General features: G+C 68.2%; 13 protein-coding genes, 1 tRNA gene and 2 pseudogenes. 7 read left to right on the plus strand and 9 right to left on the minus strand.

Annotated features, from left to right (window positions below):
• Positions 1–20: 20 nt before the first annotated feature.
• The 4 genes from AC1MED_RS04210 to AC1MED_RS04225 are packed head-to-tail and all read right to left on the minus strand — an operon-like array spanning position 21 to position 2,944.
• Positions 21–740 (minus strand): hypothetical protein, encoded by a 720-nt coding sequence (locus AC1MED_RS04210; protein ID WP_479785599.1) that lies wholly within the window; start codon positions 738–740, stop codon positions 21–23.
• Positions 733–1,476: a hypothetical protein gene (locus tag AC1MED_RS04215; protein WP_479785601.1), complete on the minus strand. Its 744-nt coding sequence runs from the start codon at positions 1,474–1,476 to the stop codon at positions 733–735. Before AC1MED_RS04215 ends, AC1MED_RS04210 begins: the two co-directional genes overlap by 8 nt.
• Positions 1,473–2,213: a hypothetical protein gene (locus tag AC1MED_RS04220; protein ID WP_479785603.1), complete on the minus strand. Its 741-nt coding sequence runs from the start codon at positions 2,211–2,213 to the stop codon at positions 1,473–1,475. Before AC1MED_RS04220 ends, AC1MED_RS04215 begins: the two co-directional genes overlap by 4 nt.
• Positions 2,210–2,944, minus strand: coding sequence for a hypothetical protein (locus AC1MED_RS04225; protein ID WP_479785605.1), 735 nt, complete (start codon positions 2,942–2,944; stop codon positions 2,210–2,212). The genes AC1MED_RS04220 and AC1MED_RS04225 overlap by 4 nt, the downstream gene beginning before the upstream one ends.
• A 231-nt stretch (positions 2,945–3,175) precedes the next feature.
• On the opposite strand from AC1MED_RS04225, the gene AC1MED_RS04230 reads away from it, so the two are divergent.
• Both AC1MED_RS04230 and AC1MED_RS04235 read left to right on the plus strand, forming a co-directional pair.
• Complete coding sequence (locus AC1MED_RS04230) at positions 3,176–4,846, plus strand: ABC-F family ATP-binding cassette domain-containing protein (RefSeq protein WP_479785606.1); 1,671 nt, start codon at positions 3,176–3,178, stop codon at positions 4,844–4,846.
• A complete protein-coding gene (locus tag AC1MED_RS04235) occupies positions 4,843–6,756 on the plus strand; it encodes an ABC transporter ATP-binding protein (protein WP_479785608.1) in 1,914 nt (637 codons plus the stop codon). Before AC1MED_RS04230 ends, AC1MED_RS04235 begins: the two co-directional genes overlap by 4 nt.
• A gap of 80 nt (positions 6,757–6,836) precedes the next feature.
• Here AC1MED_RS04235 and AC1MED_RS04240 read toward each other — a convergent pair.
• The 3 genes and pseudogenes from AC1MED_RS04240 to AC1MED_RS04250 form a co-directional block, all read right to left on the minus strand.
• Positions 6,837–7,271: pseudogene (locus AC1MED_RS04240) on the minus strand (NUDIX hydrolase); the annotation flags it as partial.
• Between the two features lie 48 nt (positions 7,272–7,319).
• Positions 7,320–7,652, minus strand: a pseudogene (locus AC1MED_RS04245) (DUF6314 family protein); the annotation flags it as partial.
• Between the two features lie 82 nt (positions 7,653–7,734).
• Positions 7,735–7,807, minus strand: a tRNA-Arg gene (locus tag AC1MED_RS04250).
• A gap of 85 nt (positions 7,808–7,892) precedes the next feature.
• Here AC1MED_RS04250 and AC1MED_RS04255 point away from each other — a divergent pair.
• The 3 genes from AC1MED_RS04255 (at position 7,893) to AC1MED_RS04265 (ending at position 11,015) form a co-directional block, all read left to right on the plus strand.
• Positions 7,893–8,672 carry a DUF998 domain-containing protein gene (locus tag AC1MED_RS04255; protein ID WP_346960600.1) on the plus strand — a complete coding sequence of 260 codons (780 nt, stop codon included), beginning with the start codon at positions 7,893–7,895 and terminating at the stop codon, positions 8,670–8,672.
• 290 nt (positions 8,673–8,962) lie between these two features.
• Entirely contained in the window at positions 8,963–9,490 is a 528-nt protein-coding gene (locus AC1MED_RS04260) for a DUF7793 family protein (RefSeq protein WP_479785610.1), read from the plus strand.
• Between the two features lie 28 nt (positions 9,491–9,518).
• Positions 9,519–11,015 carry a putative bifunctional diguanylate cyclase/phosphodiesterase gene (locus AC1MED_RS04265; protein WP_479785611.1) on the plus strand — a complete coding sequence of 499 codons (1,497 nt, stop codon included), beginning with the start codon at positions 9,519–9,521 and terminating at the stop codon, positions 11,013–11,015.
• Positions 11,016–11,161: 146 nt separating this feature from the next.
• On the opposite strand, the gene AC1MED_RS04270 is transcribed toward AC1MED_RS04265, so the two are convergent.
• The gene (locus AC1MED_RS04270) at positions 11,162–11,311 is read right to left on the minus strand and encodes a hypothetical protein (protein WP_479785613.1); all 150 of its coding nucleotides are present in this window, start codon (positions 11,309–11,311) and stop codon (positions 11,162–11,164) included.
• Between the two features lie 200 nt (positions 11,312–11,511).
• Between AC1MED_RS04270 and AC1MED_RS04275 the strand changes: the two genes are divergently transcribed.
• Complete coding sequence (locus AC1MED_RS04275; protein WP_479785614.1) at positions 11,512–12,585, plus strand: hypothetical protein; 1,074 nt, start codon at positions 11,512–11,514, stop codon at positions 12,583–12,585.
• A 312-nt stretch (positions 12,586–12,897) separates the two neighbouring features.
• Here the strand turns inward: AC1MED_RS04275 and AC1MED_RS04280 are convergent, their stop codons facing one another.
• Complete coding sequence (locus AC1MED_RS04280; RefSeq protein WP_479785615.1) at positions 12,898–13,551, minus strand: hypothetical protein; 654 nt, start codon at positions 13,549–13,551, stop codon at positions 12,898–12,900.
• Positions 13,552–13,659: 108 nt separating this feature from the next.
• Between AC1MED_RS04280 and AC1MED_RS04285 the strand changes: the two genes are divergently transcribed.
• Complete coding sequence (locus AC1MED_RS04285; protein WP_479785617.1) at positions 13,660–14,529, plus strand: inositol monophosphatase family protein; 870 nt, start codon at positions 13,660–13,662, stop codon at positions 14,527–14,529.
• Positions 14,530–14,565: the final 36 nt, after the last annotated feature.

Genomic DNA, 14,565 nt, shown 5'->3' on the forward strand with positions numbered 1-14,565 from the left:
TGAACGCCTGCCACTACTTCTTAACGTAACGTTGCAGGAGCGTTATCCGGAGGCCGGGCGATTCTCCCGGAAAACCAGAACAACAGCAGCCCCAGGACGTAGCCCAGCACCGCCGCGTAGTTGACGGCCAGCCCGACGGGGTCCCAGGACTCCGGCGCGAACGACGCCGGAACGCTGGCGATCGCCGCGGCCGCCCCCAGCATCGTCAGCACGGCGCCGGCCCGCACCAGCCTTGGCAGCGCGGCTGCAGCAGTAGCGAGCAGCGGGGGCAGCAGGACGAGCGAAACGAACGCGGGGTAGCTGCGGCCGGCCGCTGCGTAGAGCGGGGCGAGGACGGCGTTCCGGCCGTTGTCTGCCAGGTCCTGCAGCCCCGCCGATGACATCCGGGTGTCCATCAGCAGGAACGTCGCCGTCACGGCCAGGCAAGCGGCTGCCAGTCCCCAGCATCCCGCGCGGCCGGTGATCACGTCCCGGGCGTAGCCGGCACCCAGTCCCTTGCTCAGCCGCACCCCCACCAGGAAAACCATCCCGAACACGATGAAGCGCAGGATCAGGTTGCTCAGGTTCCAACCCCCCAGCGTCCGGTCGATCGCGGCGTAGGGTCCCGGGATGCTGAGCAGGCTGCACAGCGTCGCTAGGAACAGGATTCCGAACACGGCCCGGTTGCGGCCGCGGAGGGCATCCGGCACGCGGAGCAACAGGGCCAGGCCGCAGACGATCAGGGTGCCCCATTCAAGCATCGGAGGCTCTCCGCACCCTGGTCCTTGCCTGCCGGCGGGTGGCGGCCAACCTGGCCAGCCAGATGACCGTCAGGCCGAGGCTTACGCCGAGCACGGCCGCGTAGCTGATGATTGACTGGCACCACGCCCGCCCTGCCGGCAAGAGCGGGTACAGGGCGCCGGCAACCATGGCGGCATAACCGACCGACAACAGAAGGGCCCCGGTCCGGAGCGCACGCGGGAACCGTCCGCCCACGGCGCGCAGCGTGGCCGGCACCAGGCAGACCGCCACGAAGGCGGGGTAGACCCGGCCGGCCGTCGCGTACAGTCCAATCAGCTGGGCGTTCGCCTCGCTGCGCAGGGGCAGTCCGGTGAGTCCGGTGGAGGAGCCTGCGGTGTCGGCCAACAGGAAAGTCACGGTGGTGACCGCGGCGATGCCGGCCAGCACAGCAAGCCCTGCCGGCCCGGTAATCCGCCGGGTGCCCTTGGCATCGCCGAAGGCCTTCGCGGTGCGGTACCCGGCGAGCATGACGGCCCCGTAGACCAGGAACCTCAGGAGGAGGTTGGCGTAGTTCGCGCCGCCGAGCCACGCATCAACGGCCAAATACGGGGCATCGATGCTCAGCAGGATGGCAAAAGTGGTAAGCAGGAAGGCGCCGAAGATGGAGCGGTTGCGGCCCCTGACCGCGTCGGGGAGGCGGGCAACGGCCGCGGCCCCGCAGATCACCAGGGCGGACCACTGCAGGGCCTGGATCATTGGGACGCTCCGGCGGCCCCCGGCTTCGGCGCGCGCCTCGCTGCCAGCCGCCCCACCCAGATCAGGACGAGGCCGAGGATGAGGAAGAGGATGCCGGTGTAATTGATGACAAACCGCCAGCACGCCAGTGCCGGCGGCACCAGCGGGAACCCCAATGTCAGGGCCATGGCCACGGACCCGACGGCGAGGGCGACGGCGCTGCCGCGGATAATCAGCGGCAGCCGGCTGCGGGCAGTCCGGATCATCGCGGGAAGCAGCGCCAGCAGGACGAAGGCCGGATACAGCCGGCCGGCGGCGCCGTAGTACTCAACCAGGACGCGGTTCCGGCTGCTCTTTGCCGCGACCTCCACCAGGCCGGCTGATGACCCGGTCCTCTCCATCATCAGGAACAGGACGATGACCACAGCGGAGGACAGCACCGCCATGGTGATTCCCACCGGACCGGTCAGGAAACGCCGGGCATCCTCGGCGCCGAAGCCTTTGGCGATCTGGAGGCCCAGGAAGAAGACCGCGGCAAAACCAACGAACCGGAGCAGCACGTTCGCTACGTTGAACCCGCCCAGGAGGCCGTCGATGGCCTCGTAGGGTTCGTTGATGCTCAGCAGGATTGCCGACGACACCAGCACCAGCACGTAGAAGACCGGCCGGTTTTCACCGCGTAGCGCGCTGGGAATCCGGGCGAACGCCACGAGGGTGCAGACCGCGAAGGTGCTCCATTGCAGGGCCGTGACAATCATCCGAGGTTCTCCCAGATCTTTTCCGTTTGCGCTTGCTCCTGCTCCTGGCGGCGGAGCGCCTTGCCGAGGGTCTGCAGCCGCTCCCCGGCCAAGGCAACGAGTTCCCCGTCGGAGAGTGTGTCCAGTGCCGACTGCCGGGCGTCCGCGGGCCAGCCGGCCTCGGCTTCGGTAATGAGTCCCGTCGCCACGAGGCCGCCGGAGAAGCCGACGCCGGCGGCGCGCGAGGTTGCTACGGCGAGCTCCGGCGAGAGCCGGTTGGCCGTCAGCTGCGCCGAGTAGTTCTGCGGAGCCACGCCGGTGGCGGCGGAAACGCGGTGGCGGAGTTCGCCGTCGTCGATCGCATCCACCCAGTTCCGGACCGAGGTGGCGTGCGGCGCCGGGCTGAGTGGGCGCGGTGTCCCGGCGCCGGGTCCGTGATCCGCGGCGGAACGGGTGATGACCGCCTGCAGCAGGTCCGTGGTGGCGATCTGGCTGACAAGTTCAGCCGTGGTGGGCGGCTGTGCCAGCCGGACCAGGTCCGCATAGGTGTCGAAGGTGGCGAGCGACTCAGCAGGGTTCAGGCCGAGCGCCCGGCTGATGCTGACCACGGTGGTTTCTGCGACCTTGCCGCGCACCAGTTGCTGCGCGAGGGTGGTGCGCTTGACGCCGGAGATCCGGCAAATGTCCGCGGTGCTCATCGCCGGCGCGACACTGTGGAGCCAGTGCTGGAACGCCTTGGCGGGTAAGGGCATCTAGGGGCTTTCTGCTTCGTTGAGCCGGAGGGCGGGGCTGACTAGCGATTTTACCTGCTCGCCTTCTTCAACTATGCTAGATGCTCGAACCCGCTGGTCCGTACACCCCCCAAGTCCGGACCAGCGGGTTCTTCTATGCCCGGCGGAATGTGCGCCGATTCCGGCGGTTTTCCGGCCCGGCCGGGCGCCGTCCTGGCCGCCCGTTTTGGGCCTCGGTGAGAGAATGGACTAATGACTGCAACCCTTGTTGCCAAGGACCTCTCCGGTGGTCACGACCACCGCACACTCTTTTCCAAACTCTCCCTCACCGTCGCGCCCGGCGACGTCGTCGGCGTCGTGGGCGCCAACGGCGCGGGCAAGTCCACGCTGCTGCGGCTGCTCGCCGGCGTCGACCAGCCGCAGGAGGGCACGGTCAGCCTTGCCCCGGCCGACGCCTTCGTCGGCTGGCTGCCGCAGGAACACGAACGGATCGACGGCGAAACCGTGGCCGGCTGCATCGCCCGGCGCACCGGCTGCGGGCAGGCGACGGCGGACATGGAATCCACCGCGGAGGCGCTGGGTACCGGCGCCCCGGGTTCCGAGGACGCGTACTCGGTGGCATTCGACCGCTGGATGGCCTCCGGCGCCGCCGACCTGGAGGAGCGGATCCCGCCGGTGCTGGCGGACCTGGGCCTCGAGGTGGGACCCGACGCCGCAATGACCGGGCTCTCCGGCGGGCAGGCCGCCCGGGTGGCGCTCGCGGCCCTGCTGCTGAGCCGTTTCGACATCGTCCTGCTGGACGAGCCCACCAACGACCTTGACCTCAATGGCCTGGCCAAGCTGGAGGCCTTCGTCCAGGGCCTGCGCGGCGGCGTCGTGCTGGTCTCGCACGACCGGGAATTCCTGGCCCGCTGCGTCACCACCGTCGTGGAGCTGGACCTCGCCCAAAACGCCGTCGCGGTCTACGACGGCGGCTACGAGGCCTATCTGGAGGAACGCGCCGTGGCCCGCCGGCACGCCCGGGAACGTTACGAGGAGTTCGCCTCTACCAAGGCCGATCTGGTCTCCCGGGCCCGCACCCAGCGGGAGTGGAGCTCGCAGGGCGTTCGCAACGCGATGAAAAAGAGCCCGGACAATGACAAGATCCGCCGTGCCGCGAACACCGAGTCCTCCGAGAAGCAGGGCCAGAAGGTCCGGCAGATGGAGTCCCGGATCGCCCGGCTGGAGGAAGTCGAGGAACCGCGCAAGGAATGGCAGCTGCAGTTCAGCATCGGCGCGGCGCCGCGCTCCAGCGCCGTCGTCGCGACGCTGCGGGACGCCGTCGTGCACCAGGGGGACTTCACCCTGGGGCCGGTGAACCTGCAGCTCAACGCCGGCGAGCGGATCGGCATCACCGGGCCCAACGGCGCGGGCAAGTCCACCCTGCTGCGGCTGCTGCTGGGCGTGCAGCGGCCCGACGCCGGAGACGCGTCCATGGGCGCCTCGGTGGCGGTCGGGGAAATCGACCAGGCCCGCGGGCTGCTGGCCGGCCACCTCAAACTTGCCGACGCCGTCGAAGCCGTGCTGACGGACCAGACCCCCGCGGAGGTCCGGACCCTGCTGGCCAAGTTCGGGCTCAAGGCCGACCACACCTCCCGGCCCGTGGACTCACTTTCACCGGGCGAACGGACCCGGGCCGCGCTGGCGCTGCTGCAGGCGCGCGGGGTGAACCTGCTGGTCCTCGACGAACCGACCAACCACCTGGACCTCCCGGCGATCGAGCAGCTCGAGGAGGCCCTTGACAGCTACGACGGCGCCCTGCTGCTGGTCACGCACGACCGCCGCCTGCTGGAAAACGTGCGCCTGGACGTGCGCTGGAACGTCGTCAACGGCGTCGTCACCGAACTGCTGGGCGCGAGCGCCCCGAAAGGTACCAACTCATGAGCATGGACCGGGTTGCCTGGAGCTCCCTGTACAACATCACCCGCGCCTCGTCCGGTTCCAAGCCGTTCTCCAAGGAGCTCCTCAAACGTGTCTTCGGCTTCGCCCGGCCGCACCGCGGCCGGCTGATCGCCTTCGTGCTGCTGTCCATCGTGATGGCCGTCCTCGCGGTTGCGACGCCGGTGCTGGCCGGCCAGGTGGTGGATGCGATCATCGCCAAGGCCGACGCCGGCACGGTGATCTGGCTCGCCGTGCTGATCGCGATCGTGGCGGTGGGCGAGGCCGGGATCGGGCTGGTGACGCGCTGGCTGTCCTCGACCATCGGGGAGGGCGTGATCGTGGACCTGCGCACCAAGGTCTTTGACCACGTGCAGAAGATGCCGATCGCGTTCTTCACCCGGACCCGCACTGGGGCGCTGGTCAGCCGGCTCAACAATGACGTGATCGGCGCGCAGTCCGCCTTCGCCGGCACGCTCTCCGGTGTGGTCAGCAACGTGGTGGCCCTGGCCCTCACGCTCGTGGTGATGCTGAACAAGTCCTGGCTGGTGACCGTGCTGGCCATGATCCTGCTGCCGATCTTCCTCATCCCGGCCCGCCGGATGGGCTCCAGGTTGGCCGAATTGCGCCGCGAGGCCGCCGATCACAACGCCGCGATGGGCACGCAGATGACGGAGCGCTTCTCCGCCCCGGGCGCGACCCTGGTGAAGCTCTTTGGCCGGCCGGACGAGGAATCCCGCGAGTTCGCGCTCCGCGCCGGCCGGGTGCGGGACATCGGCGTCCGCACCGCGATGCTGCAGTTCACTTTCGTCACGGCCCTGACCCTCGTCTCTGCCCTGGCCCTGGCGCTGGTCTACGGCCTGGGCGGCTGGCTGGCCCTGGGCGGGCAGCTCGCCGCGGGCGACGTCGTTGTGCTGGCGCTGCTGCTCACCCGCCTCTACGCGCCGCTCACCGCGCTCTCCAACGCCCGGGTGGAAATCATGAGCGCCCTGGTCAGCTTCGAGCGGGTCTTCGAGATCCTAGACCTCAAGCCGCTCATCCGGCAGAAGCCGGACGCGGTGGAATCGCCGCGCGGCCCGCTCTCGGTGGAGTTCGACGACGTCCGCTTCTCCTACCCGTCGGCGGACAAGGTCTCGCTGGCCTCGCTCGAGGACGTCTCCACGCTCGATACCCGCGGCGGCGAGGAAGTGCTGCACGGCATCAGCTTCCGGGTGGAACCGGGCCAGACCGTGGCCCTGGTGGGTTCCTCGGGCGCCGGCAAGTCGACCATCGCCCAGCTGCTCTCACGGCTCTACGACGTCGATTCGGGCGCCGTCCGCTTCGGCGGTGCGGGGTCCGGCGCCGGCGTGGACGTCCGCGACCTCACCTTCGATTCGATGCGCGAAACCCTGGGCATGGTGACCCAGGACGGGCACCTGTTCCACGAGAGCATCGCCTCCAACCTGCGCCTGGCCCGCCCGGGCGCCAGCGAGGAGCTGATGTGGGACGTGCTGCGCCAGGCCCGGCTCGAGGACATGATCCGCTCGCTGCCGGACGGCCTGGACACCGTGGTGGGGGAGCGCGGCTACCGGCTCTCGGGCGGCGAACGGCAGCGGCTCACCATCGCGCGGCTGCTCATTGCCCAGCCGCGGGTGGTGATCCTGGACGAGGCCACGGCCGCGCTGGACTCGACCAACGAGGCCGCGGTGCAGGAAGCGCTGGGCGCGGCGCTGGAGGGCCGCACCGCCGTGGTGATCGCGCACCGGCTCTCCACCATCCGCGCCGCCGACGCCATCCTGGTGGTTGAGGACGGCGTGATCGTTGAGCGCGGCACGCACAACGAACTGCTCGCCGCAGAGGGCCGCTACGCGGAGCTGTACCGGACCCAGTTCGCCGAGGCCACCGCGGTGGCGGCCGAAGCGGTGCCGGAGCTTTAGTCCTGGCTTGGGGTCCGCCCGGCTGGGGTGCGGCCGGCTGGGGTGCGCCGGCCTGGGGTGGGGCCGGCCGTGTGCCGGCCGGGCTGCGCGGCGAGGGCGGGCAGCACGTGCTCCGTGAGCAGCGGCGCCAGGTCCTCCGGCAGCGGGCCGGCCAGGTCGAGCCAGCGAATTTCGGCGATCTCGGCGGACGGGCGTGCGGTCCAGCTGCCCGTTGCGTTAATCAACGTGGGCGCGGTGAAGACCGTGGCCTCGATCTGTGTGGCTGCCTCGTTGGCGGCCTCGGCCAGCCAGCTGCCGAGGGGTTCCAGGTCCTCGGCCGCCACCACAATACCGACTTCCTCTTCAAGTTCGCGCGAGGCAGCCTGGGCCGCGGTTTCGCCGGCCTCGGGCTTGCCGCCCGGATGCATGAATTTTTCCGTGCCGCGTTTGCGGACGGTCAGCAGCCGGCCGGCGGCATCAAAGACGCAGACGGCGGAGACCACAATGCGGGGATTCACGCCCGTTCTGGTGAGCATGGAGTCGAGCTCCAGGTCCTTGGCCGGGCCGGTGACATCCCAGCGGTAACGGAATTCATCCGGCCCGAGCCGGGTGTAGTCGACCCGGTAGGAGTCCGGATCGCACCAGTGCGTGTCCCGGCTGTCCTGCCCGCCGAAGCCGATGCGGTGAAAGGGGCGGCCGTCGGGGAAGAACATGTCCATCGCCTCCGGTGTTGCCGAGGGTTTCAGGAGGTACTCGCGGCTCGCCGGGCCGGTAAAGGGCGCGGCGCCTGCCGGGTTCCAGTACACGGTGCCTTCTTCACGGAAGCGGAGGCCGCCGTCGTCGGTATCCGTAAAGCGGACGACGCCGGTGAAGGTGCCGCGGCTGCCGGTGGCCCGGTCCAGCAGGGTGCGGGCCACGGTCCAGCTGCCCAGCAGGTAGGTGCGCAGTTCGAAGCGCCGTTCATCGTCTTCGCCGGCGGCCGGCGTCTGGGAGTCCAAGTGCCCTCGATTGGAATCGAACCAACGACACCGGCTTTAGGAGAGCCGTGCTCTATCCACTGAGCTACGAGGGCGGGCGTGCAGGCGGGTGGCCGTCGGCCGGCCCGTCCGGACACGGATACAAGCATACAAGGTGAGTGCGCGTACTACGCTCTTGGCATGACAGCCTCAGCCCGGACGGTTTCCCGGGACCTTATTTATTTTCCCGATGTGGCCGCCACGAGGTTCTATCTCGGAGCGCTCGCGAAACTGAGCGTGCTGCAGTATTTCGTCGCCGAGGCGGCGGTGATCGGGGCGTGGGCGGGCCGGGAGCCGTACAGCCGGCGCACCGGCTACATCAGTGACCTCGGCGCCCTGGGCTGCGGCGAGTTCTCCGGCCGCGACGTCTGTTCGCCGGCTCACCTGCTGATGAACGCCTCGTTTGTGGTGCAGGGGATCGGCATGATGGTCGGGGCGCTGCTGCTCAGCTCCGCCGTGATCGGCGTCGCTGCCCGGGCCGGCGCGCGGCTCGCCGTCGTCCCGGGGCGGCGTTCGCCGTCGACCGCCGCCTTTGCTGCCCGGTCGCTCAGCGTGACCGCCGGCGCCGGGACCGTGATCGTGGGGCTGGTGCCCGAAGACGCCGGCTCCGGCTGGCATCTGGCCGGGGCGCTGATGTACTTCGCCGCCGGCGGCCTGGCCCTGGTGCTGGTGGGCTGGCTGTGGCGCCAACAGACGCCGCTGGGCTGGTTCATCCTGGCCTGCGGCGCCGTCTCGCTGGCCGCCCTCATCACCGGCGGGGCCACCGGCATGCGGGTGCCCGAGCCCGGCACCCTGGAACGGCTGATGGGATACCCCATCACCATTGGTACGGCGGCGCTGGGGCTGGTGGTCGCGCAACGCGTCCGGCAGGAGCTGGTGACGCGCAAGCTGGCGCGCGTGCAGGGGACTTCTCCCCGCTGACGCGGCGCAGGCGGGCACCGCGTGCGGTCCGCTACCTCTTCGGCGCTTTCGGCCAATCTGTGTCGTGGGGTGTCTTATGTCTCATCCGGGCGGTGGCTTGCACTATTATGGGGGCATTCGCCGGAACGCTCCGGTGCCTCGTGCAGGAGCTTGGCTCCAGCGCACGCCGAATTGCCGACTTGTAGTCTGTGGGGGCACATGTCTGATCAGCTGGTTGCGCCGCGCCTGGCAGCGACTTCCTTCGGCGACCACCCCGCCCACGCGGCTGTTGTCCGTCGGGTAGCTGCCCTGTGACGGTCGAAGCCCCCGCCGCGCCGGGCGGGCAAGTCCCCGAGGAAACCCCGGCCCTACTTGACGCACCCGGCGACGGGTCGCCGTCGTCGTCCCTTACAGTGCTCAGCCTCGCGGAACTGGGACTGGCCGAACCGGGAGTTCCCCCAGCGGAAGCTCCCGCGGAGCCAGTCATCGGCGTCCGGCTGCTCGAAGGCGGCATCATCGAAGTCGCGCTCCCGCCGAACCGGGAGATCGAGGGGCCGGAGGCGCGAGAGGCCGGTGCCGCAGTCCGGACCCTTGCGGACGGTAAGCGGGTTCCGGTGCTCCTGGTCATTTCCGGCGTCGTCGGCGTCAGCGTGGAGGCCCGCCAGGTCTATGCCGGATCCATTGCCGCCTCGGCGTTCGCGCTGGTGGGGGAAAGCCCCGTGGACCGCGTTATTGCGCATTACCTGCTGCGTTCAAGGACGGAAACCATTCCGGCGGAGTTCTTCATTTCGCGCACAGACGCCCTCAAGTGGTTAAGGCCTTATACGAGTGAAAAGTGATGTACCAGACCCCCGGCTCCATAGCCTCGTGGAGGGAATCGTCCGGATCGCCAGCGGCGATCTAAGCACCCGGATTCCCCACTCCGGCGCGCGCGACGACGTCGCCGCCGTCATTGCGGGCATCAACCTGATGGCTGATGATCTGCAGACCATCTACCAGGAGCTTGAGGAGCGCGTCGAAAGCCGGACCGCGATGCTGCGCCAGGCCCAAGTTGAGCTGGAACGGATGGCGCTGACGGACCCCCTGACCCAGCTGGCCAACCGGACCGCGCTGAACTCGGTGCTCAGCCACGCGCTCGCCGAAACGTCCCGCGGAGAGATGCCGCCGGCCCTGCTGATTCTCGATCTTGACTCCTTCAAGGGCATCAACGACACGCTGGGCCACAGCGCGGGCGACGACGTGCTGCGGGTGATCGCCCGGCGGCTGCAGGACGCGGTGCGGGTAACGGATACCGTGGCGAGGCTCGGCGGCGACGAATTCGCCGTCATGCTGCCCAAATCCAACCTCGTGCGCGCCCGGCGGGTGGCCAACAGGATTCTCAAGGCCCTCAGCGAGCCTCTGGAGATCGGCGACCTGAGGGTTACCTGCGGCACCAGCATCGGGGTGCGTGTGGCGGAGCCGGGCCAGTCCGCCGACGACCTGGTGATGGAAGCCGACACGGCCATGTATGCGGCGAAGGCGCAGCCGCACAGCGGGATCAAGATCTTTGAACCGGCGCTGCTGTACGCCCGCAGGCTGCAGAGCCTGATGGTCACCGAAATGCGCGAGGCGATCCGCCAGGACCAGCTGACGCTGCACTTCCAGCCGGTGGTGGAGCTCGCTAGCGGGCGGATCGAGGGCGTCGAGGCGCTGGTCCGTTGGAACCACCCCGAGCGCGGGCTCCTGATGCCGGACCAGTTCATCCCGCTGGCGGAGGAGACCGGGATGATCGTGGAGTTGGGGCACTGGGTCCTGCGCAACGCCGTCCGCCAGCTCCGGGACTGGCAGGAGCGGCTGCCGCTGGACAGCGAGTTCTCCGTCCGGGTCAACATCTCCACCACCGAGTTGCAGAACCTCGAGCTGATCGAACACGTTCAGGACATCCTCCGCGAGACGGGCGTCGATGCCGCGAACCTCATCATCGAGCTGACGGAATCCATGGCCGTCACCGGCGGCGACGTGGACAAGTACTCGCTCAGCGGGCTGCGGCAGCTCGGCGTGCAACTCGAAATCGACGACTTCGGCACGGGATACTCCTCCATCAGCTACCTGCGCCGGCTCCCGGTCAACGTGGTCAAAATCGACAAGAGCCTGATCGACGGACTGGGAACGGACGAGGAGCAGGGCGGCTTTGTCGAGGCCGTGCTGCATTTGATCCATGCCTGCGGGCTCAAGGCCGTAGCGGAGGGCATTGAGACGGCCGAGCAGGCCGAGGAACTGGTCCGGCTGGGTTGCGGCAGCGGCCAGGGCTACTACTTCGGCCGGCCGGCGCCCGCCGAAGCCGTCGAAGCCCTCATCAGCGAGGGCCGGGCGGTTTCGCAGTAGGGATCCGGCGGGGGCTGCCCGGGCGGGGTGCGGCCGGCGGGGTGCGGTTGGCGAACGCCGGCGGCTGGGCTGTTATTGCTAGGTATGACAAAGGGCGGGAACCGGAGCTAACTCCGATTCCCGCCCTTTGCGGTTGCTGACTCGCCTTACTTGCGGATGGTGTCGGGCCAGTAGTTGACTGCCACTACGGAGCCCTGTCCCGAGTTGTCGCCGCTGGCCGAGACAGCCGCTGAAGCCGAAAGGCCAGCAGCTGCCAGGGCACCGGCTACGAGGAGTGTTGCGAGGGTCTTCTTCATGTAGGACTCCTGTTACGTGAGAGGCTAATGTGACTCATGTGGTGCGACTTCAGTATAGGGGTAGCTAACACGCCGATGGGTAACGATTTCGACGAATTATCGGAAGCTTATGCTATTCGCGCGGAAGTCTTGCGTTTTGCATCGGCATTGGCTTGCGTGTGCTGTCCTGCTTCGTCCTCTCGAGAACGGATAATGGATCCATGCGACAACAATCAGTCTCGCCGGCATATGCCGCGGCCGAGCTTCGGGCGCGAGAGCATCAGTCAAGCCACGACTTCGCGGAAGCCGCAAAGAGTGCGAGTGTGGCCGCTGACATTGCGCTGAACGACGGCGATCTGGAGTCGTGGTGGTCCATGACGTATTTCCGTGCTGAATGCTTCTTGTCCGACGCCAACTTCGAGGCCTGTGCTGACACGGCCTCGACGCTCGTAAGTGACGCCCAGGCAATCTCTCCGCAATTGCGAGCCCAAGTGCACATTCTCGTTGCAAAGGCCCATCAGGGTTCCGGGCTGCTTGAGTCTGCTGCCGCCGAAGCTAGGGCAGCCGTTGAACTGACCAACCATGAGTCTGACGTCGACGTCAACGTTAAGGCGAGGCAGGCATTGATCGCCGCGCTTGCGGACTCCGGCAAGCTGACAGACGCCTGGTCCGAAAGCAAGGGCCTCGCAAATGTCATTTCCGACGAAGTGGACGAGCAGTTAGCGGGAAAGGCCTATTGGGTTATCGGGAACGTGGCGTTCCTATGTGACGACATAGAGGAGGGCTTGCGCTATCACGAGCTTGCCGCCTCAACATTTTCGCCAGCCCGGGACTTGAATGTCTGGGCCAAGTTCAACAAGGCGTCCGCCGCCATGCGCCTCGCAGCAAACGTCGCTGATCCGGACACGCTCAGGTGCATCGAGCGGGCCGAGTTGGCTACGGACGTCATTGGTGGCAGCGAGAACGACATGCTCCTTCTAAAGCGCAATCGAGCTCATTGGAGTTTTCTAGCCGGGGATGCAAAGTCCGCGGTTACCCTGCTCGAGGACATCTGCGGCACCGGGACAGCATCACTTCAAGTGGTGGCAGATGCGTGGTTCCTCTTGGGGAGGGCGTACCTCGCAACCGGCGATAAGAATTCAGCTCGCCAAGCTCTTTCAGAGGCTGAGGTCCACTTCGAAAACGCCGGCGCCCCCCACCGTGCGCAGCAAGCTCGCGACTTCCTCAAGGCGGAGTTGGGACGAGAATCGTTCCGGTCCTGGCTGCTTCGTGTCACGGGCTTCGACCGCAGCTAATCCCGCGTCCTCAGCACTTCCGGTACACCCGGGATCAGCATTCACCGGCCTTGCGGCGCATGCCCCTCGCGCACTCCGGGCATCGGACATGGTGGTTATGTGCCCACTGAACCCCTCCAAGAATGGGCATGTCCCGTGGTGTCACGTTCCAAAGCCGCAGTTTAGATGGAGCATGCCCCTCGCAAACACCCCGCACTGGACATAGTGGGTAGATGCGCACTGAATCCCGCCAAGAATGGGCATGTCCCACTGTGGGCCCGGACGCGTGGCATACCAGGCCCGGGGCCAACCCGAGCCTCGGCCCCGTGAACGCTAGAGAGTGGCAGGTCCTGCCGCGTCAGCCCGGGCGGACGAGGCCTTGCGGCCCAGGAAGACCGCGGCCCCGCCGACCACCAGGCTCAGCACGAGCAGGAGCCAGCCGGCCACTGTGAGCCCCGACGCCAGGGCGACCTGGCCGCCGTCGAGCGTGTCTGCGGACAGCATGGCGTCGATGGCCGAGTTACCCCACAGCCGCACCCCCGCGAACAGCAGCGGGACCGCCCAAAGGGCCCAACGGAGCGGTTTCCGGGCCACATTGGTGCCGATCAGCAGCAGCCAGGTGAAGCCGAAGATCAACGGGAACAGGGTGCCGGCCGTCTTGTGCACGTAATTGAGCTGCCCGCGGGCGTCTCCGTCCATGGCGGAGCGCAGCTGCTCCACGAATCCCCGATCGAAGCCGCCGACCAGCGAATCGGGCATCGGGATCCCGCCGGTCAGCTGCGTGAGCTGGTTCAGGGTCAGCAGGTGCACGTACCAGAACAGGAACAGGCTTGCCACGACACCGGCGATCAGGATCAGGTTGCTGTTGCTCTGCGCCTTCTGCGGGGTTCGGCTGGTACTGGGGTTGATCACCGCGGGCAGATGGTGCTGGGGAACGGCAGCGTTCGTGCCGTGCTTCTTGATCCGCTGCGCGGGTGTCTTGGCCATGGCTCCATTATCGCCCCTGGCCGCCGCCGCGCCGGCCGGGCTTCGGCGAGGGCGGCGTTGGTTCGGCGTGCCTGTTCAGTTCTTCTGGGCGCCGGTTAGGCTGAACGCGTGAGCGAATCAGGCAGCAATGAACTTGGCAGGCACCGGCTCGGCCGGCACAGCACCGCGGAACTCAGCCCCGAACTGGATGACTACCAGCTCGCCGAGGCCCTGGTACGGGAAGCCGGCACCCTCGCGCTGCTGATGCGGCAGGCAGGACTGGAAGGGCAGCGGAAGACGTCGGTCTCCGATGTTGTGACCGCGGCCGACCACGCCGCCGAGGCCTATGTGCTCGAACAGCTGCAGCGCTGCCGGCCCGACGACGGCATCCTCGGCGAGGAAGGTGCCTCCGAGCAGGGCAGCAGCGGCCGGACCTGGGTGATCGACCCCGTGGACGGCACCTACAACTTCCTGCACGGCTCCAGCTACTGGTGCTCCGCGATCGCCCTCAAGGACTCCTCCGGCCCGCTGCTCGGTGCCATCTTCCAGCCGGAGGAGGACAAGCTCTGGCTCGGCGGCACCACGCGCGCGGCCACGCTGAACGGTGAGCCGCTGACCAGTTTCCGGCCCAGCGCGGCAGGCGGGGGGCGCGCAGACACGCCGCTGGCCGAGCTGGGCGCTGCCACCTACATCCATCCCACCTGGCTCGCGGACCCGATGTGCGCCATGCCCTGGCACGCCGCGGCGACCTCGGCAGCGGCGCTGCGGATGTTTGGCTCCGGCTCGTGCGACCTTGGCCGGGTGGCCGACGGCGGCCTGGACTGCTGGTTCCAGCACAGCTCCCCGGAGTGGGACTGGCTGCCGGGCCAGGCGATTGTGCTCGCGGCCGGCGGCGCCACCGACGTCGTCCGCGTCAACGGCTTGGACTGGTTCGTCGCCGGAGGTACGACGGCGGTCCGGCAGCTCCGCGCAGCGCTGGAATCCGGGTCCGTAGGCTAGCGGGCCCTCTATACGACCGCGGAACATGCCCATTTT

Source organism: Arthrobacter sp. BI5 (assembly GCF_056680065.1).